This window comes from Lapillicoccus jejuensis (assembly GCF_006715055.1).
GTDB lineage: Bacteria > Actinomycetota > Actinomycetes > Actinomycetales > Dermatophilaceae > Lapillicoccus > Lapillicoccus jejuensis.
Window position 1 is genome coordinate 4,561,679 of record NZ_VFMN01000001.1, and the last position, 17,399, is coordinate 4,579,077.

15 protein-coding genes and 2 pseudogenes are annotated in these 17,399 nt (G+C 75.5%); 10 read left to right on the forward strand and 7 right to left on the reverse strand.

Annotation, left to right across the window (positions count from 1 at the left end):
• Nucleotides 1–99: 99 nt before the first annotated feature.
• Entirely contained in the window at nt 100–927 is an 828-nt protein-coding gene (locus FB458_RS21055) for an enoyl-CoA hydratase (RefSeq protein WP_141850211.1), read from the reverse strand.
• A gap of 188 nt (nt 928–1,115) precedes the next feature.
• On the opposite strand from FB458_RS21055, the gene FB458_RS21060 reads away from it, so the two are divergent.
• A complete protein-coding gene (locus FB458_RS21060; RefSeq protein WP_141850212.1) occupies nt 1,116–1,622 on the forward strand; it encodes a (2Fe-2S)-binding protein in 507 nt (168 codons plus the stop codon).
• Complete coding sequence (locus FB458_RS21065) at nt 1,619–3,724, forward strand: xanthine dehydrogenase family protein molybdopterin-binding subunit (protein WP_170185783.1); 2,106 nt, start codon at nt 1,619–1,621, stop codon at nt 3,722–3,724. The genes FB458_RS21060 and FB458_RS21065 overlap by 4 nt, the downstream gene beginning before the upstream one ends.
• A gap of 35 nt (nt 3,725–3,759) precedes the next feature.
• Here FB458_RS21065 and FB458_RS21070 read toward each other — a convergent pair whose 3' ends face one another.
• Complete coding sequence (locus FB458_RS21070) at nt 3,760–5,175, reverse strand: VldE C-terminal domain-containing protein (protein ID WP_141850214.1); 1,416 nt, start codon at nt 5,173–5,175, stop codon at nt 3,760–3,762.
• Between the two features lie 178 nt (nt 5,176–5,353).
• On the opposite strand from FB458_RS21070, the gene FB458_RS21075 reads away from it, so the two are divergent.
• Nucleotides 5,354–6,577 (forward strand): cytochrome P450, encoded by a 1,224-nt coding sequence (locus FB458_RS21075; protein WP_141850215.1) that lies wholly within the window; start codon nt 5,354–5,356, stop codon nt 6,575–6,577.
• 90 nt (nt 6,578–6,667) lie between these two features.
• Here the strand turns inward: FB458_RS21075 and FB458_RS21080 are convergent, their stop codons facing one another.
• Nucleotides 6,668–7,306: an NAD(P)H-binding protein gene (locus tag FB458_RS21080; RefSeq protein WP_141850216.1), complete on the reverse strand. Its 639-nt coding sequence runs from the start codon at nt 7,304–7,306 to the stop codon at nt 6,668–6,670.
• A 162-nt stretch (nt 7,307–7,468) separates the two neighbouring features.
• On the opposite strand from FB458_RS21080, the gene FB458_RS21085 reads away from it, so the two are divergent.
• On the forward strand, nt 7,469–8,452 hold the full coding sequence (locus tag FB458_RS21085) for a hypothetical protein (RefSeq protein ID WP_141850217.1): 984 nt from the start codon (nt 7,469–7,471) through the stop codon (nt 8,450–8,452).
• Between the two features lie 10 nt (nt 8,453–8,462).
• Here the strand turns inward: FB458_RS21085 and FB458_RS21090 are convergent, their stop codons facing one another.
• From FB458_RS21090 to FB458_RS21100, 3 genes are all read right to left on the reverse strand, one after another.
• A complete protein-coding gene (locus FB458_RS21090) occupies nt 8,463–8,933 on the reverse strand; it encodes an SRPBCC family protein (RefSeq protein WP_170185506.1) in 471 nt (156 codons plus the stop codon).
• 117 nt (nt 8,934–9,050) lie between these two features.
• Complete coding sequence (locus tag FB458_RS21095) at nt 9,051–10,196, reverse strand: hypothetical protein (RefSeq protein ID WP_141845662.1); 1,146 nt, start codon at nt 10,194–10,196, stop codon at nt 9,051–9,053.
• A 69-nt stretch (nt 10,197–10,265) separates the two neighbouring features.
• Nucleotides 10,266–10,958: a hypothetical protein gene (locus tag FB458_RS21100; RefSeq protein ID WP_141845664.1), complete on the reverse strand. Its 693-nt coding sequence runs from the start codon at nt 10,956–10,958 to the stop codon at nt 10,266–10,268.
• Nucleotides 10,959–11,164: 206 nt separating this feature from the next.
• Between FB458_RS21100 and FB458_RS21105 the strand changes: the two genes are divergently transcribed.
• The 3 genes and pseudogenes from FB458_RS21105 to FB458_RS21990 all read left to right on the forward strand — a co-directional run bounded on the left by FB458_RS21105 (nt 11,165) and on the right by FB458_RS21990 (nt 13,335).
• Complete coding sequence (locus FB458_RS21105) at nt 11,165–11,707, forward strand: hypothetical protein (protein ID WP_141850218.1); 543 nt, start codon at nt 11,165–11,167, stop codon at nt 11,705–11,707.
• Nucleotides 11,708–12,070: 363 nt separating this feature from the next.
• Nucleotides 12,071–12,337 (forward strand): annotated as a pseudogene (locus tag FB458_RS22170) (AAA-type ATPase lid domain-containing protein); the annotation flags it as partial.
• A gap of 194 nt (nt 12,338–12,531) precedes the next feature.
• Nucleotides 12,532–13,335: an AAA-type ATPase lid domain-containing protein gene (locus FB458_RS21990; RefSeq protein ID WP_246061439.1), complete on the forward strand. Its 804-nt coding sequence runs from the start codon at nt 12,532–12,534 to the stop codon at nt 13,333–13,335.
• 75 nt (nt 13,336–13,410) lie between these two features.
• Here the strand turns inward: FB458_RS21990 and FB458_RS21115 are convergent, their stop codons facing one another.
• On the reverse strand, nt 13,411–14,421 hold the full coding sequence (locus FB458_RS21115) for an aldo/keto reductase family protein (RefSeq protein WP_141845666.1): 1,011 nt from the start codon (nt 14,419–14,421) through the stop codon (nt 13,411–13,413).
• A 102-nt stretch (nt 14,422–14,523) separates the two neighbouring features.
• Here FB458_RS21115 and FB458_RS21120 point away from each other — a divergent pair, with 102 nt between their 5' ends.
• The 3 genes and pseudogenes from FB458_RS21120 to FB458_RS21130 form a co-directional block, all read left to right on the forward strand.
• Nucleotides 14,524–14,775 (forward strand): type II toxin-antitoxin system VapB family antitoxin, encoded by a 252-nt coding sequence (locus tag FB458_RS21120; protein ID WP_141845668.1) that lies wholly within the window; start codon nt 14,524–14,526, stop codon nt 14,773–14,775.
• Complete coding sequence (locus FB458_RS21125) at nt 14,772–15,167, forward strand: type II toxin-antitoxin system VapC family toxin (protein WP_141845670.1); 396 nt, start codon at nt 14,772–14,774, stop codon at nt 15,165–15,167. Before FB458_RS21120 ends, FB458_RS21125 begins: the two co-directional genes overlap by 4 nt.
• 118 nt (nt 15,168–15,285) lie before the next feature.
• Nucleotides 15,286–17,399, forward strand: a pseudogene (locus FB458_RS21130) (non-ribosomal peptide synthetase); the annotation flags it as partial.

The following is a 17,399-nucleotide window of genomic DNA, read 5'->3' on the forward strand; positions in this document are numbered from 1 at the left end:
CACCCCACCGTGGCACGACGACCCAGCCACACGGAAGACCCTCCAAAAAACCTTCCCGAGAACCGTCGTCGTGCGATGCCATAATGACATCGCAGGAACCTACTGCCCCGTGAACGACGGACGCTCCTTGGCCAGGAACGCCCGCACCCCCTCACGGAAGTCGGCGCTGCCGTAGGCGCCGGCGAGCCGCTCGTCGTCGACGACGACGTCGTACCCGCTCCGCCCGGCGCGCAGCTGCTCCTTGGTGACGGCCAGCGTGCGGGGGGCCGCGCGCCGAACGCCCTCGACCAGCGACCACACCTCCGCGTCGAGGTGCTGCGGCTCCACGACCGAGACGAGGGCACCGACCGCGAGCGCCCGCGGCGCGTCGACGAGCCGCGACGCGAGGAGCATCTCGCGGGTTACCGGGTCGCCGAACACCTCGGCGCAGCGCAGCACGATGGGCGCCGACAGCGCGTTGCCGAGCGTCCGGGCGATGGGGTAGCCGAAGCGCGACGCCGGGGTCGCGACGCGCAGGTCGCAGCTCGTCGCGACGGCGAGCCCCCCGCCCACGCACACCCCGTCGACCGCGGCGACGGTCAGCTGCGGGAGGTCGGCGAGCGCGTCGAGGACCCGGCGGATCCGGGCCTCGTACGCCACCCCGTCGGCCCCCGTCGTGAAGCCGCGGAAGGAGGCGATGTCGTTGCCGGCGGCGAAGGCCCGCCCCCCGGAGCCGCGTACCACGACGGCCCGCACGGCGGGGTCGACCGCGACCCGCGCGCAGAGCTCGAGCAGGCCGTCGTACATCGCGTCGGTGAACGCGTTGAGCTTCTCCGGGCGGTGGAACGCCACCTCGACCAGCCCCGGGGCCTCGCGCACGAGCAGCTCGCCCCCCGCCTCGGCCCGGGGCTCGCCCCAGCCGGGGCGGGCGTCGTTGTCGCGGGTCATGGCGGCGAGCCTAGGTGACGGGGGACAGCACCTTCGCGAACGGACACAACGGACAAAATTACCTGCCGTCGACCTCTGTCGCCCGGGCCGGTGGGGGCCCTACCCTCGCCGTACGGCGTGGGGCGCGCCGTGGTCCACCTCTCCGCGAAGGCACCTTCCTCTTCCCCCATCACCCGAAGGTTCCCCCCATGCCCACCCTGCGTGTCAACGGGGTCGCGTCGAGCGTCCCCGTCCCCACCTCCATGCCCCTGCTCTGGGCCCTGCGCGACGCGCTGGGCCTGACGGGCACCAAGTACGGCTGCGGCGTCGAGGCCTGCGGTGCGTGCACCGTCCTGCTCGACGGCGAGCCGGAGCGCTCGTGCAGCGTCCAGGTCCACGACGCCGTCGGCAAGGCCGTGACGACCATCGAGGGGCTCTCCCCCGACGGCAGCCACCCGGTCCAGCAGGCCTGGGTCGCCGGCCAGGTCCCCCAGTGCGGCTACTGCCAGTCCGGCATGATCCTTGCGGCCGTCGCGCTGCTGCGGCGCACCCCGCAGCCGACCGACGCCCAGATCGACGCCGCGATGCGCAACATCTGCGTCTGCGGCACCTACCAGCGCATCCGAGCCGCGATCCACCAGGTCGCCGCCGCCACCGCTGCCACCGCCGCGGCCGGCTCGGCCGGCTCGGCCGGCACGGCCGGAGCGCGCTCGTGAGCACGCTCCCGGACCTCGACCGGCGCACCTTCCTCACGGCGGTGGCCGTCGGTGGCGGGCTCGCCGTGGGCGTCCTCGGCGACGCGCTGCCCGCCCGCGCCGGGGTCCCGGCCACGTCCTCGGCGCTCGGCGCCTGGGTGCGGATCGGTGCGGACGAGTCGGTGACGATCCTCGTCGGCGCGGCGGAGATGGGACAGGGCGTCTTCACCAGCCTGGCCCAGCTCGTCGCCGAGGAGCTCGAGGTGGACTGGGCGCGGGTGCGCTCCGAGGCCGCGCCCGCCGCGGCCGTCTACGCCAACCCGCTCACGCACGCCCAGCTGACCGGCGGCAGCACGAGCGTGCGCGGCTACTTCGACGCCCTGCGCACCGCCGGGGCCGCCGCCCGCGAGATGCTCGTCGCCGCGGCCGCGGCCCGCTTCGGGGTGGCCCCCGGCGCGTGCGTCGCCGCCCGCGGCGTCGTCACCTGCCCCTCGACCGGCGCCAGCGCGAGGTACGGCGCCCTGGCTGCGGACGCCGCGCGCCGACCCGTCCCCACCGCCCCGGCCCTCAAGCCGCCCGCCCGGTGGACGACCATCGGTCGGTCGGTGCCGCGCGTCGACCTGCCGGCCAAGGTCCGGGGCGCCGCCGTCTACGGCATCGACGTGCGCGTGCCCGGCATGCTGCACGCCGTCGTCCGCCACAGCCCGATGGTCGGCGGCACGGTCGCGTCCGTGGGTCCGCGCCCGGCCGGTGCGCTCGGCGTCGTCGACTGCGGCGACGCCGTGGTGGTCGCCGCGGCGACGACGTGGGAGGCCATGCAGGCCGCCCGCGGCCTGAAGGTCACGTGGACGGCGCCGCCCACGACGTCGGCGACGACGTCGGCGACGATCTCCGCGCAGGCCCGCTCGCTCATGACGGCGGGGCCGGCCGTCGTCGCCGAGAGCGCCGGGTCCGCGACGGCGGCGATCGCGGCGTCGACCCGCACGGTCGACGCGACGTACGAGCTGCCGTACCTGCCGCACGCACCGATGGAGCCGCCGGCGTGCACGGCGTCGGTGACGGCGGCGGGCTGCGAGCTGTGGGCGCCGACCCAGGCGCCCGGCCTCGCGGCGGCGACCGCGGCGGGGATCTGCGGGCTGACCCCGGACAAGGTCACCGTCCACCCGACCATGCTCGGCGGCGGGCTGGGCCGGAAGTTCGAGAACGACTTCGTCGCCCACGCCGTCAAGGCCTCCAAGGCCCTCAAGGCCCCGGTCAAGGTCACCTGGCCGCGCGAGGAGGACCTGGGGCACGACCAGTACCGGCCGATGGCGCTCATCCGCGTCCGCGCGGGCGTCACCGCCGGCCGGCTGACCGGCTGGAGCCACCGCATCGTCACCCCGTCGATCCTCTTCCAGCGCGGCTGGGTGCCCGACGGGGCCGTGGACAGCCAGTCCGTCGACGGCGCCGTCGACCTGCCCTACGCCCTGCCCGACCGGCTCGTCGAGCAGGTGCGGCACCCGGCGGCGGTCCCCGTGGGGTTCTGGCGCTCGGTCGGCAACAGCCTCAACTGCTTCGCGGTGGAGTCGGCGCTCGACGAGGTCGCCCTCGCCGCCGGGGTCGACCCGCTCGCGCTGCGGCTGCGGCTCGTCGACGACCCGCGCGCGGCGGCCGTGCTCACGGCGGTGACGAGCGCGGCGGGCTGGTCGAGGCCGCCCGCCGGACGCGGCCTCGGGCTGGCGCTCACCCGCTCCTTCGGCTCGTACGTCGCCCTCGTCGCCCAGGTCGCCCAGCCCGCCCCCGGCACGGTGCGCGTCGAGCGGGTGTGGTGCGCGGCCGACTGCGGCCGGCTGGTCAACCCCGACACGGTGGACGCGCAGCTGACCGGAGGGATCCTGCACGGCCTGAGCGCGACGCTGTTCGGGCGCACGACGTTCGAGCGCGGCGTGGCCAGCCCGCGCAACTTCGACGAGCTGCGGGTGGTGCGGATGGCGGACGCCCCGGTCGTGTCGGTCCAGCTGCTCCCGAGCACCGCGGCGCCCGGCGGCGTCGGCGAGCCGGGGGTGCCCGCGGTGGCGCCGGCCGTGGCCAACGCGTGGGCGCGCCTGACCGGGGTGCGCCGGCGCAGCCTGCCGCTGGGCTGAGGCCCGCCGGGTGGACCCGGGTGGGCCACCCGTCCTCAGGACGGGTGGCCCACCCCGGTCACGGGTGTCGGGGGGGTCCGGACCCGGACCGGTGGCCCGTCGACGGTCACCGCGCGGCAGCCCAGCGCGCGGTCCTGCCCCGCCCCCGTGTTGACGACGGTCGCGCAGACGGTGTGGGCCCCCGCGGTGGCCGGCAGGGTGACGACGTACCCGTGGTAGGCGCTGCGGCCGGGGAAGGCCGCGGCGACGTCGGGCCGGGCCGCGTTCGCGGCGACGGTCGTCACCGCACCGTCGAGCGAGACCCGGACCGCGACGGTGGCGTCGGTCTCGCCGTCGAAGGCCCACCCGACGGCGCGCAGGCTGAGCCGGTCGCCGGTGACGCTGTCGAGGCGCCCGTCCGGGGAGGCGGCGGCGAGCACCGCCGGTCCCGTGGTGGCCCGCCACGTCGGGACGTCCATGACCCCGGTCGCCGCGAGGCCCCGGGCGCCCTGGTAGGCCTGCAGCCGGGCGGTGGTCGAGGTCGTCCACGTCGTGCCGGACAGGCCGAGCATCTCGTTGACGGCGGCGACCGGGGCGCCGACCGACCCCGGGCGCAGGATGGCGCCGGAGGCGGCGACGAGGCGGCGGGTCAGGTCCGAGGCCCCGGCGGGGACGGGCACCGCGCCCACCGCGGGGCACGGGCTCGTGCGCGGGCCGGCGTACGGCGGCGCCCAGGTCAGGTCGGGCGTGCGGCAGGGCCCGTAGTCGCGCGCGGCGACGGCGTGGGTCCAGTACGACGTGCGGCCCATCGCGCCCTCCCACGAGAGCGAGATGTGGATGTGGTCGCGGTGGCAGGCCGTGTCCCAGCCGCTCTCGGGGTGCGAGGCGCACGAGCTGTAGGGCCGCCACCCGTCGCTCGGCCGGTAGGCGCCCCAGATGTGGTCGTCCCAGATGAGGTACATGACGCCGAGCCGGCGCGCGTTGGCGTAGGGCTGGCCGTTGGTCGTGGCGAGGAGCCACCCGAGGAAGGCGTCGGCGCGCGCCCGGCCGTCGGTCGTGCGGACCGACGTCATCCAGTCGACGGCGCGGCCGTCGTAGTGCTCGCTGATCGAGCCGTCGGTGCCGCAGCCGCGTACGGTCCCGGCGCTCGTGCCGGCGTACGTGCTCGTCAGCAGCGAGGCCAGCCGCGACGTGCCCGGCTTGAGCGCGCCGTCGCACGAGTCGTCCGCGACGTACGACGCCAGCGGCTCGATGCCGCTCATCGCCGGCGGGTTGGGCGGGGCGACGGTGGCGAGGCCCGCCGGGACGGCCGCGGCGACGGCGGCCGGGGTGGCGGTGGGGGCGACGGTGGGGGCCGGGGCCGGGGCCGGGGCGAGCAGGGAGCCACCGAGGGCGGTCACGGCCGTGAGCGCGGCGCAGGACACGAGGTGACGCAGGACGGCGGGGACGCCGCCACGCAGGGTGAGGGGCATGGGGGACCTTCGGGGAGGGGAGCGCGCCGACGGCCCGCGGTCCGGGAAGGAGGGACCGGGTCGTCGAGGGGTGGGGTCGCCCCGCCAGTGTGACCGAAATGTCGGTTTCCGTCCAGGGTGCGGCGGGGACCTGCACCACCGGTGACCGGGACGCCGGGCGGGCCGGGATGATGGCGCGGTGACCGACGCGCGCGACCTCGGCTTCGACCCCACCGACCCGGCGTTCGTCGCCGACCCGTACCCCGCGCTGGCCCGGCTGCGGGAGACCGGCCGGGCCGTCCCCGACGCGGCGTCGGGGCTGGTGCTGCTCCCCCGGTTCGCCGACGTCCACGCGGCGCTGCGCCACCGCGGGCTGGGCCGCGTGTACGCGCACCGCTTCACCGACGAGGAGATGGGTCGGGCGGCGCAGGGGACGTCGTACCCCCGCTGGCGCGAGTCGGAGCGCTGGTCGCTGCTCGACCTCGAGCCGCCGGACCACACCCGGATCCGGCGCCTGGTCTCCAGCGTCTTCACCGCGCGGGCGGTCGCGGCGCTGCGGCCGCTCGTCGAGGAGCTGGCCACCGCCCACCTGGACCGGGTCGTGGCGCAGGGGTCGTTCGACCTCGTCGGCGACTACGCGCAACCCTTCTCGATCGAGGTCATCTGCCGCTGGCTCGGGGTGCCGGTCGGGCACGGACCGCGGCTGCTCGACTGGTCCCACGCCATCGTCAAGATGTACGAGCTGCACAGCACCGCGGCGCAGCGCGACGCGGCGGAGGCGAGCGCGGACGCGTTCATCCGCCTCGTGCAGGAGCACATCGCCGACCGTCGCCGCCACCCCGGCGACGACGTCGTCAGCCAGCTCGTGGCCGTCGTCGACGGGGGCGACCAGCTCACCGACGCCGAGATCGTCAGCACGGTCATCGTCCTGCTCAACGCCGGCCACGAGGCGACGGTCAACACGCTCGGCAACGGCGTGCGGGCCGCGCTCGACCGGCCGGCGGAGTGGGAACGCGTGACCGGCGGCGAGGTGCCGGCCGCGACGGTGGTCGAGGAGCTCGTCCGGTACGACGCCCCGCTGCAGCTCTTCGAGCGCTGGGTCCTCGACGACGGCCTCGAGCTGGCCGGGCGCACCTGGCGGCGTGGTGAGCGGGTGGGGATGCTCTTCGGCGCCGCCAACCGCGACCCCAAGCACTTCCCCGACCCGGACCGCTTCGACGCCGGTCGCGGCGACGCCAGCCACATCGGCTTCGGCGGCGGGACCCACTTCTGCATCGGGGCGCCGCTGGCCCGGCTCGAGCTGGCCGCCTCGGTCGCGGGGCTGGCGGCGCTGGGCGACCGCCTGCGACCGGCGGGCACGGCGTCGTACCAGCCGACCTTCGTCATCCGCGGGCTGACCGGTCTACCCGTGACCGTGGGGTGACCGCGACCCCTGCAAATCGGATTCGGTCCACTCGGCTCGGGTCAGGACAGGAGTCGAGTGGAACGGATCCGATTCGGGTGGGCGACGGCGTCAGCCGATGGCGTCCTCGACCGGCACGTCGCCGCCGTTGAAGTCGATGGTGACCCGGCTGACGGACGGCGTGGCGAGGACGTGCGCGGCCACGGCGGCGACGTCGTCGCGGCTGACCGACGAGGCCTCGCCGGTCGTGTCGATGCGGCCGGTGCCCGGGTCGTCGGTGAGGCTGCTGGGGCCGAGCACGACCCAGTCGAGGTCGGACCCGCGCACCGCGTCGTCGGCGGCCTTCTTGGCCTCGGCGTAGGGGAAGAACGAGCTGTCCGGGGGCACGCCGTGGTCGGGCTTGCGGTAGTGGTACGAGACCATGACGTAGCGGTCGACCCCGGCCGCCTCGGCCGCGTCGACCGAGCGGACGGCGGCGTCGCGGTCGACCGCGTAGGTCCGCTCGGGGCTGCCACCGCCGGCGCCGGCGGACCACACGACCGCGTCGACGTCGGCCAGGGCGGACGTCATCTCGTCGAGGCTCATCGACTCGACGTCGGCCACCCGGGCGCGCGCGCCGGTCGCCTCGACGTCGCCGGCGTGGTCGGGGTTGCGGACCCAGGAGGTCACCTCGTCGCCGCGCTGCGCGAGCAGCCGGGCGAGCCTCAGGGCGACCTTGCCGTGTCCTCCGATGATCGTCACGCGTGCCATGGCCATCTCATACCCAGGGACGGCCCCCGCCTCCCACCTCCCGCCCGCCACCGGCCGTAGGGTGCCCGGGATGTTCGGGGTCGACGGTGGGGATCCGCCGGAGCGGGGCGACGCCCGCCCCCGCGACCGCGACGGGTGCCGACGGGTGGACGAGGAGAGCCGATGGACGCGGGACGCAGCAGGGCCGGACGACGCCTCGGCGTGACCGCGTCGGCGCTCGGCCTCGCCCTCGTGGGCGCGTGCACCGGCTCCGCGGCCACCCCGAGCCCGGCCTCCCCGACCACGACCTCCCCCGCCGCCGTCTCGGGCTCGACGACCTCCTCGGCCCCGACCTCCTCGGCTCCGACCACCGCCACCCCGACCGCCGCGGCGTCGATCACCGTGACGCTCCCGGGGGCCGGACCGCGTCGGTGGTCGCTCGCCCAGCTGCTCGCCCTGCCCCGCACGACGGTGACCGCCGCGGACGGCAGCACCGTCACGGCGCCCACGCTGGCGACGCTGACGCGGTACGCCGGCCCGGCCCGCACCGGGTCGCCCGACTCGCGCCTGCTCGTCGTGTACCGCGTCTCCGGCACCGGGACGGGCGCGGCGATGACCTTCACCCGGGCGGAGACCGAGGCGTCGGTCGGGGACCACCCGGCCCTGATCACCCTCACCGCCGCCGGACGGCTCGACGTCGTCGTGCCGCAGGACCGGACGACGGGCCGCTCGGTGCTGGGGGTGGACGCGGTCGACGTCCGGGTGGTCGAGGTGCCGGCCGCCCCGTCGCCCGTCCCGGCGCCCGGGTCGGTCGAGGTCGATGCCGGGTCGAGCCACCGCACGGTCGACGTCGCCTCCCTCCCCCGCCGCGACTACGCCCTCACCCGCCCCGGGTCGGCCACCACGCGCCAGCAGGGAGCCCGGCTCGCCGACGTGCTGACCGCGGCCGGGCTGTCGCTCGACGACGCGACGCTGGTCACCGTCGTCGGCAGCACGGGCCAGGTCGCGGTCCTCACCGGTGGTGAGGTGCGGGAGGCGCAGAAGGAGGTCGGGCTCAGTCTCGCCCAGGACGGGCGGTCCCTGCCCCGCCCGCAGCTCGTCGTCGGCGGTGACGTGGGCCCCGCGCGGACCGTGACGTCGGTGACGCGGGTCGTCGTCGGGAGCTGACGACGCCGGGTCAGGCGGCCGCGCGCAGGTGCTTCTCGAGGTTGCGCCCGAAGCGGTCGCCGGTCTGCGCCATCGCCGCGCCCATGACCCGCTCGACCGCGGGGGCCGCGAGCCGGGAGACGGGCAGCTGCACGGTGAGCGTGATGGAGATGTCGAGGCGGGTGCCCGTGCCCTCGTCGGCCAGCGCGTACCACCCCTGCGCGCCACCCCGCTCGGTCACCCCGGCGGGCGGGGTGTGCTCGAACTCGATCCGGGTCTTCGGGGTGAAGCGCATGGTCTCGGTGAACGACGGGTCCACCGTGATCCCGGCGAGCTTGAGCGAGGCCAGCCGCCACCGCCAGGTGTCGCCGTCGGTCTCGATGCCCTGCAGGAACGGCGTCAGCCGCGGCAGGACGTCCGGGTCGGTCAGTGCCGCCCAGATGTCGGCGCGCCGGGCCGCGACCACCGCCGTCGACTCGGTCGTCGACGAGAAGCTGGCCATGCGGTCCTCCCAGGGACGGGGACGAAGAGGGACGTACGGCGCGCCGGGCGCGCCCGGCGTCGACATACCCCCACCGGCGCCCTCGCACCCCCGGGCGCGCGGCCTCCCGGTGGGGCCTCAGGTGGTGGAGAGCTTGTCCGCGTTGGCCTGCAGCTTGGCGTCGTACGACTGGAGCGTCGCCTTGTCCCACTTCTGGTAGCCGTCCGGCAGCTCGATGGAGATCGCGCCGACCTCGACGGAGTTGGTGAGGGCGGCCTGCCAGTCCTGGATCTTGGCGTTCGAGGCGGTCTGGATGTAGAGCGGCTGGTGCAGCCCCTGCAGCATCGTGTAGAGGGCGTCGTACGCCTTGCCGCGGGTGTTGCCCTTCATGGAGTTGTTGCCGAGCACGCACCGCGGGCCGAGCTCGCTCACGCAGTACTTGGCGATCTGCTCGGGCACCTGGACGCTGGCCTGCGCCGAGGCCTCCGACTTGTCGTTGGAGCCCTGCTTGGTCAGCGACTGGTACGGGTTGAAGGCCATGGCCATGTTGGTCGTGCGCCAGTCCTTCGCGAACATGCTGACGGTGTTCTTCAGGCAGGCCTGGTCGGTGGCGTCGCTGTAGCCCTTCCCCGAGGCGGAGGCCACGTTGGCCTTCTCGCTGAACTGCCGCTGGAACGGCTCGGCGAAGTTGGTGATGCACATGCCGGGGACGAGCTCGCGCAGCTGCGGGTCGCCGTCGTACTTGGCCGCCAGCTTGGCGTCGAACTGCTGGAACAGCTGCTGGAACCTCGACCCCCAGAAGACGGGGACGGGGTAGCTGGTCGGGCCGGCGTCGTTGGCCGTCCCCTGCCACGTCACGCTGCCGGCCGACTGGAGCACCCAGGCGGGGCTGTTGTAGCCCGCGTAGACGCGCATCCGGACGGCGAGGTCGTGAGCCTTGGCGAACGCGAGCTGCTGGTCGATCTTGCTCGTGTCGAAGCTGTCGGGTCCGGTTGGCTGGACGTCCTTCCACAGCACCTGGATGACGAAGCCCTGGACGAGCGGCTTGCCGTCGTAGGTCAGCTCAGAGGCGTCCGGCGGGCCCTTGCGGTCCATGACGCCGACCACCCACGGCTTGCCCGAGCCCGGGGCGGCCGTCGCCGAGGAGGAGGGCGAGGAGGAGGACGAGGAGGTCCTGGTGGGCGGCGTGGACGAGCCGGAGCAGGCCGCGAGCCCGAGGACCGCGAGCGCGGTCAGGACGGCGAGGACGGCCGCCCGACGCGGGCGTGGGGAGAGGATCGGCATGACACCACCAGATCCTGCCCGTGATCGGGCCTGCCGTCATCTCGCTGTGCGTGGCCTGTGTCCCGACGGTCACGGGCCCCTGCCCCGTGGCCCCCGGGCGGCGCGGTGCCGCACGAGCTCGCGCACGGTCGCCCCGCGAGCGCCGACGACCTCCCCGCCCGGGGCCTCCTCGGACGCGGCGCCGACCTCCCACGGGGCCTCGCCCTCGTCGGCATCCTGCGGGGCGCCCGCGTCGCCCCCACCGTCCCCGTCGCCGGACCACCGGCGCGTGCCGGGGTCGAGGGTCTCGCGGTGGAAGCGGCCGTCCTCGGCGCGCAGCAGGAACAGCTCCTCGGTGTCGTCGCGGTGCGCGGCGAGCACGCCGTCGACCCGGTGGTCGAAGGTGAAGGCGTCGAAGGCCGGCCCCCTGCCCCGGGCGAGCGCCCGCGGGCCGAGGAAGTGGTCGACGAGGAAGCGCAGCGCGAGCAGCGCGTCGTTGGAGAACGGCGCCGGCCGCCACACCAGGTGGCACCCCTCGTCGCAGGGCGCCCAGTCGCGCACGCCCGCGGGGATCCCCGTCCGGCGGCCCTCGTCGGCCGGTCGCGCCCACGGGTCCTGGCCGGCGCGACCGGCGAGGTCCGCCCGCGGGTTCATCGGGACGTCGAAGGGGTCGCCGTGCGGGCCACCGCCCCACTCGGCGAACGCCCGCAGCCAGTCCAGCTCGGCCTCGGCCAGCGGCGGGTCCAGCCGCAGCTGACCGAGGTACGTCGTGTGGTGCTCCATCGCTGCTCCTTCGTGGCGGTCGGGCGGGGCGGGTCGGGCGAGGCGGTCGGGCGTGGACCGGTCCGCGGGCCGGCGACCTGCCCGCCCGACGATGCTGGCACGTGCGCCCACCCCTCCCCGGGCCTCGTCCACAGGCCCTCGCCCGGCGCCGATCAGCCTGTGGAGGAACCGGATCGGCGTCGCCGCGCCGCTGCCACGCTGCTGGGATGAGCACCTCGACCCCGCTGTCCCCGAGCCCCGCCACCGATCGCCCCACCGGCCCGCCCCCGGACCTCATGCTCGCCCGGTGGGAGCTGGCCAACCCGGCGCGCACCCTCGCCGAGGTGGTCCGGCGGACCGCGCCGCGGCCCGGTGACGTCGTCCTGGCGCTGCTGCGCTGCCGGTCCGGCGGGGCGCGGGACCTGCTCGACGCCGCCGTCGTCGTCCGGCGCGGCGAGCACGTGGGGCCGTGGCAGGCCGCCGAGCGGCTGGCCGAGCACACCGCCCGCACGGCGGGCACCCTGCCCCTTGTCGCCGGCCACGAACCGGTGCGCCACGTCTTCGTCACGGTCGTGTGCCGGGAGGGGCGGGTCGTCCCGGGTCCGGCCGAGACGGTGTGGAAGCTGGCGTGGCTGCGCGCCGCCGACGTCGGCGCCGCGATGGGCGGGGACATCTACGTCCTCACCCCGCACGGGTGGACGGGCTGCCTCGACACCCGGGCCGGGCACCGCCCGGCGCTCCCCCCGCCGCGGCTGAGCGCCGTGCGGTGACCCCTGGTGCGCCGCCGACCCGTGTCGCAGAACGAGACACCCAGTCCTTCCGTCGCGATCCGGCCGGGGTTACCGTCGTGGCCAGGCTGGAAGGAGGGGCGATGGCGCCCACGGAGGACTCGCTGCTCCCGCGACGCGCACGCTCGCCGTACGTCGCCCCGGCGGAGCCGGTCGCCGCCCTCTCCCCCCGGCTGCTGGCCTCGTGGCGGCGCAGCGAGGACTACGGGGTCGACCTCGAGGAGGTCGAGCCGGTCTGGTCCGGCACGTCCGGCGCGGGCCGCCGGCGATTCGCTCTTCTTCGAGTGCGGCGCCGAGGTGCTCACCGGTCTGCACCGCACCCTCGCCAACGAGCCGATCAGCCTCATGCTCACCGACGCCGACGGTCTGGTCCTCAACCGCCTCAGCGGCGACACCTCGCTGCTGCGGGCCCTGGACCGGGTCCACCTCGCCCCCGGCTTCGCCTTCTCCGAGCGCGAGGCCGGCACCAACGGGTTGGGGATGGCCCTGGCCGACCGCACGCCCAGCCTGGTCCGCGCGGAGGAGCACTACTCGGCCAGCCTGTGCACCTACACCTGCGCCGCCGTCCCCGTCCTCGACCCGCTGTCGGGGATGCTCGAGGGGTCGGTCAACATCACGACGTGGGCGCGTTCCTCGAGCGACCTGCTGCTCGCCCTGGCCCAGTCGGCGGCGGGCACGACCTCGGCGCTGATGCTCGCCCGCTCGCAGGGACGGCGCTCGCGCCCGCAGCCGCGCGGTGGCGTGTTCCGGGTGCAGAACGCGCGGCTCGAGCCGGCCGCCGGCACCATCCGCGAGATGTCGGCCGCGTGGAAGCGAGGCCCTCGCCGCGGCCACCCGCGCCGTCGAGGACGGCAAGGTCGTCGCCGCCGTCGGCGAGCCCGGCTCGGGCCGGGCCACCCTCCTCGCGCAGGCCCTTCCGGCGCGCCCGGCCCCGAGACCGCATCCTCAGCGCCGCCGTCCCCGCGCCGGAGGACGTCGAGCGCTGGCTGTCCCTGTGGACGCCCGAGCTGGGCAAGGAGCACACCGCCGTCATCGTCGAGGGCGCCGACTCGCTCCCGGCGTGGGGGGCGCAGACGCTGCACGACCGCGCCGTGGCCGCCCGCACCACGATGCCGGACACCCCCGCCGCGCAGCGGGTGCTGCCCTGGGCGGCGACCGCCGAGCGGCTGGACGAGGTGCCGCTCGTCCTGCGGGCGCTCGTCGACACCGTCGTCGAGGTGCCGTCGCTGCGCGACCGACCCGCCGACGTCCTGCCCCTGGCCCGGTACGCCGCGCACAACACGCGCGCCCGCGAGGTCGGGTTCACCCCAGCGGCGGAGCGCGCGCTCACCACCTACGGCTGGCCGGGGAACGTCGACGAGCTGTTCGCCGTCGTCCACGACGCCGCGATGCGCTCCGACACGGTCGACGTGCGCCACCTGCCCGGCCGGGTCCTCGGCGGCGCGAGCGCACCCACCGTCGGACGGATCGAGCAGTTCGAGCGCGAGGAGATCGCCCGCCTGCTCGCCCAGCCGGGCAAGACGATGAAGGACGTCGCCGCCGAGCTCGGGATGAGCCGGGCGACGCTCTACCGCAAGATCTCGCAGTACGGGTTGAGCTCGACCCGCTGACCGCCCGGGACGGCGTCGAGCCCCCGCCCCGGTGGGGACGAGGGCTCGACGGGCAGGACGCCGTACGGCGGCGGGTCAGGCGACCCGCTGCTGCGGCGAGTTCTCCACCGTCTTGCCCGGGTCGCGCTCGACGAGGTCGCCGAGGGCGTCGTCGATCCGCTGCATCAGCTCCGGCTCGAGGGTGACGCCGGCGGCCTTGACGTTCTCCCCGACCTGCTCGGGGCGCGAGGCCCCGACGAGGGCGGCGGAGACGTTCGGGTTCTGCAGGACCCACGCCACGGCGAGCTGGGCCATGCTCAGGCCGGCGTCGTCGGCGACCGGCTTGAGCTTCTGGACGCGGGTGAGGGTCTCGTCGTTCATGAACCGCTGGATCATGTCGGCGCCGCCCTTCTCGTCGGCGGCGCGCGACCCGGCCGGCGGCTGCTCGCCCGGGCGGTACTTGCCGGTGAGCACGCCCTGCGCGATGGGGCTCCAGACGATCTGGCCGATGCCGAGCTCCTCGCAGGTCGGGACCACCTCGGGCTCGATGACCCGCCACAGCATCGAGTACTGCGGCTGGCTCGAGATGAGCTGGATGCCGAGGTCCTTCGCGAGCGCGTGGCCGGCGCGGATCTGCTCGGCGGTCCACTCGCTGACGCCGATGTAGAGCGCCTTGCCCTGGCGGACGACGTCGGCGAAGGCCTGCATCGTCTCCTCGAGCGGCGTCTCGGTGTCGTACCGGTGGGCCTGGTAGAGGTCGACGTAGTCGGTCTGCAGGCGCTGCAGCGACCCGTTGATCGACTCCATGATGTGCTTGCGGGACAGGCCGGTGTCGTTCTTGCCCTGGGGGCCGGTGGGCCAGTAGACCTTGGTGAAGATCTCCAGGCTCTCGCGCCGCTCGCCCTTGAGGGCCTCGCCGAGGACGGTCTCCGCCGCGGTGTTGGCGTAGACGTCGGCGGTGTCGAACGTGCTGATCCCCTCGTCGAGCGCGGCGCGCACGCACTGCGTGGCGACGTCGTTCTCGACCTGGGACCCGTGGGTCAGCCAGTTGCCGTAGGTGATCTCCGAGATCTTCAGACCGCTGTTGCCGAGGTAACGAAACTCCATACCTGCGAACCTACGACCCGTCCGCCACCGCGTCTCACCTGGTCGACCGGACGGCCCACCGCAGCGAGGTAGATAGGCACCTGGAGCAGGTACCCTGGTGCCATGGCCATCAACATCAAGCGCGAGCGGGTGCAGGAGCTGGCTCGGGAGGCGGCCGAGCGCACCGGCCGGTCGCAGACCGACGCGATCGAGACCGCGCTGGAGCGCTACCTCGCGGAGCTAGCGGCGGACGGCGACGACCGCGAGCTCCGGATCGACGAGCTGCTGGCCCGGGTGGACGCCGAGATGACCCCGCAGACGCGCGCCGCTCTGCTGTCGGACGACCTGTACGACGCCGACGGCCTCCCCCGGTGATCCTCGACTCGTCCGCCATCGTGGCCGTCCTGACCGGGGAGCCGCAACGGGCCGACATCCGACGAGTCGCTCGGACCGCCTCGCGACTCGGCATCTCCGCCGGGACCCTGCTCGAGGTCGGTGTCGTCGTCGACCGGCGGGGGCAGCCCCTGTTGTCCCGGCGCCTCGACGCGCTTCTCGAGGAGTGGCAGGTCGAGGTGCACCCGGTCACCGAGTCGCAGGCCCGGATCGGTCGAGCCGCCTACCGCGACTTCGGCAAGGGGTCCGGACACCCCGCCGGCCTCAACCTGGGTGACTGCTTCTCCTACGCGCTGGCTCGCGAGACCCGCCGCCCCCTGCTCTTCGTCGGCGGCGACTTCGTCCACACCGATGTGGTGGACGCACTCGCCTGACCTGCACCTGCTCCCGGTCCGACCGGCGAGCCGCCGCCCCGTTTGTTCACCTTGGCTCACTACGGTCACGCGCGTCCCACCCCGACAGACCCGACCGACCCCGAGCCAGGAGGGAACGGTGACCGACCGGCGCCTCGCCGCGTCCGACCGCGCGCCCGCCCCGCGCACCCTCGTCGACGTCATCACCGCGACGGCGGCCGCGCACACCGACGCCCCCGCCGTCGACGACACGACCACCGTGCTCACGTACGACGACCTGCTGGGGGCCGCGCGCGACCTCGCCACCGGGCTGCACGCGGCCGGGGTCCGGCGCGGCGACACCGTCGGCGTCCGCGCGACGTCCGGCCACGCCGACCTCTACGTCGCCGTCCTGGGGATCCTCCTCGCCGGGGCGGCCTACGTCGCCGTCGACGCCGACGACCCGCAGGAGCGGGCCGACCTCGTCTTCGGCGAGGCCCGGGTCGCCGCCGTCGTCGGGGCCCGGCGCAGCATCACCGTGGCGCCGGGGGGCCCGGCTGCGACCGACCGCCCGGGCGAGCCGCTGCCCGCGGTCACCCCCGACGACGACGCCTGGGTCATCTTCACCTCCGGCTCGACCGGCGTCCCCAAGGGCGTGGCCGTTACGCACCGCTCCGCGGCGGCCTTCGTCGACGCCGAGGCGCGGATCTTCCTGCAGGACAGCCCGATCGGCCCGGGCGACCGCGTCCTCGCCGGCCTGTCCGTCGCCTTCGACGCCTCGTGCGAGGAGATGTGGCTGGCCTGGGGCCACGGCGGCTGCCTCGTCCCCGCACCCCGCTCGCTCGTGCGCACCGGCCAGGACCTCGGACCGTGGCTCGTCGCCCAGGACATCACCGTCGTCTCGACCGTGCCGACGCTCGCGGCGCTGTGGCCGGCGGAGGCCTTCGAGCCGGTGCGGCTGCTGATCTTCGGCGGCGAGGCCTGCCCGCCCGAGCTCGCCGCCCGCCTCACCGTCCCCGGCCGCGAGGTGTGGAACACCTACGGCCCCACCGAGGCCACCGTCGTCGCCTGCGCCGCGCCGATGGACGGCACCGGCCCGATCCGGATCGGCCTGCCCCTCGACGGCTGGGACCTCGCCGTCGTCGGCGCCGACGGCCGGCCCGTCCCCGAGGGGGAGACCGGCGAGCTGATCATCGGCGGGGTCGGCCTGGCCCGCTACCTCGACCCGGCCAAGGACGCCGAGAAGTACGCGCCGATGCCGACCCTCGGCTGGGAGCGCGCCTACCGCTCCGGCGACCTCGTCGTCCACGACCCCGAGGGCCTGCTCTTCGTCGGCCGCGCCGACGAGCAGGTCAAGCTCGGTGGGCGCCGGATCGAGCTGGGCGAGGTCGACGCCGCCCTCCAGGCCCTGCCCGACGTCACGGCCGCGGCCGCCGCGGTGAAGACCACCCCGGTCGGCAGCCAGGTCCTCGTCGGCTACCTCGTGCCGGCCGACCCCGACGCGCCGTACGACCGCGACCGCGCGCTGGCCCGGCTGCGCGAGGAGCTGCCCGCCGCGCTCGTCCCCGTCCTCGCCGTCGTCGACGACCTGCCCACCCGCACCTCGGGCAAGGTCGACCGGGACGCGCTGCCGTGGCCGCTGGTCGGCGCGACCGGCGACGACGTCCCCGCCCTGCCGGGCACGGCCGGCTGGGTCGCGGGCCACTGGTCGGCCGTGCTCGGCCTGCCCGTCACCGACGAGCGCGCCGACTTCTTCGCCCTCGGCGGCGGCAGCCTGTCCTCCGCCCGGCTCGTCTCGCTGCTGCGCGAGCGCTACCCCACCGTCACGGTCGCCGACGTCCACGCGCACCCCCGCCTCGGGGCGCTGGCCGAGCTGCTCGACTCGTTCGCGCCGGCCGAGCCGCAGGCGGCGGTCGACCGCGAGGTCCGCCGCCTCCCCGCCGGGGTGCAGCTCCTGCAGACCCTCGTCTCGCTCGTCCTGCTCACCGTCCGCGGGCTGCAGTGGCTCGTCGGCCTCGCCGTCGCCACCGAGGTCCTGCGCGGCTCCGGTACGGCGTCCTGGCCGCCGCCGGCCTCGTGGTGGGCGATCGGCGTCGGCCTGCTGCTTCGTCACCCGGTTGGGGATGGGTCTGACCGCCCTGGCCTGCCGGGTCCTGCTGTGGCGCCGGCCCCGGCTCCTACCCGCGCGGCGGCTCGGTCAGGTCCGGCTGTGGGCGGCCGAGCGCTTCGCCGACGCCATGGGGCCGTGACGATGGCCGGCGCGCCGTGGATCGT

Bases quoted from the DNA above. Each gene is read 5' to 3' on its own strand.
- FB458_RS21055 (WP_141850211.1), bottom strand. From the start codon at position 927: ATGACCCGCGACAACGACGCCCGCCCCGGCTGGGGCGAGCCCCGGGCC.
- FB458_RS21060 (WP_141850212.1), top strand. From the start codon at position 1,116: ATGCCCACCCTGCGTGTCAACGGGGTCGCGTCGAGCGTCCCCGTCCCC.
- FB458_RS21070 (WP_141850214.1), bottom strand. From the start codon at position 5,175: ATGCCCCTCACCCTGCGTGGCGGCGTCCCCGCCGTCCTGCGTCACCTC.
- FB458_RS21080 (WP_141850216.1), bottom strand. From the start codon at position 7,306: ATGGCACGCGTGACGATCATCGGAGGACACGGCAAGGTCGCCCTGAGG.
- FB458_RS21085 (WP_141850217.1), top strand. From the start codon at position 7,469: ATGGACGCGGGACGCAGCAGGGCCGGACGACGCCTCGGCGTGACCGCG.
- FB458_RS21090 (WP_170185506.1), bottom strand. From the start codon at position 8,933: ATGGCCAGCTTCTCGTCGACGACCGAGTCGACGGCGGTGGTCGCGGCC.
- FB458_RS21095 (WP_141845662.1), bottom strand. From the start codon at position 10,196: ATGCCGATCCTCTCCCCACGCCCGCGTCGGGCGGCCGTCCTCGCCGTC.
- FB458_RS21100 (WP_141845664.1), bottom strand. From the start codon at position 10,958: ATGGAGCACCACACGACGTACCTCGGTCAGCTGCGGCTGGACCCGCCG.
- FB458_RS21105 (WP_141850218.1), top strand. From the start codon at position 11,165: ATGAGCACCTCGACCCCGCTGTCCCCGAGCCCCGCCACCGATCGCCCC.
- FB458_RS21115 (WP_141845666.1), bottom strand. From the start codon at position 14,421: ATGGAGTTTCGTTACCTCGGCAACAGCGGTCTGAAGATCTCGGAGATC.
- FB458_RS21120 (WP_141845668.1), top strand. From the start codon at position 14,524: ATGGCCATCAACATCAAGCGCGAGCGGGTGCAGGAGCTGGCTCGGGAG.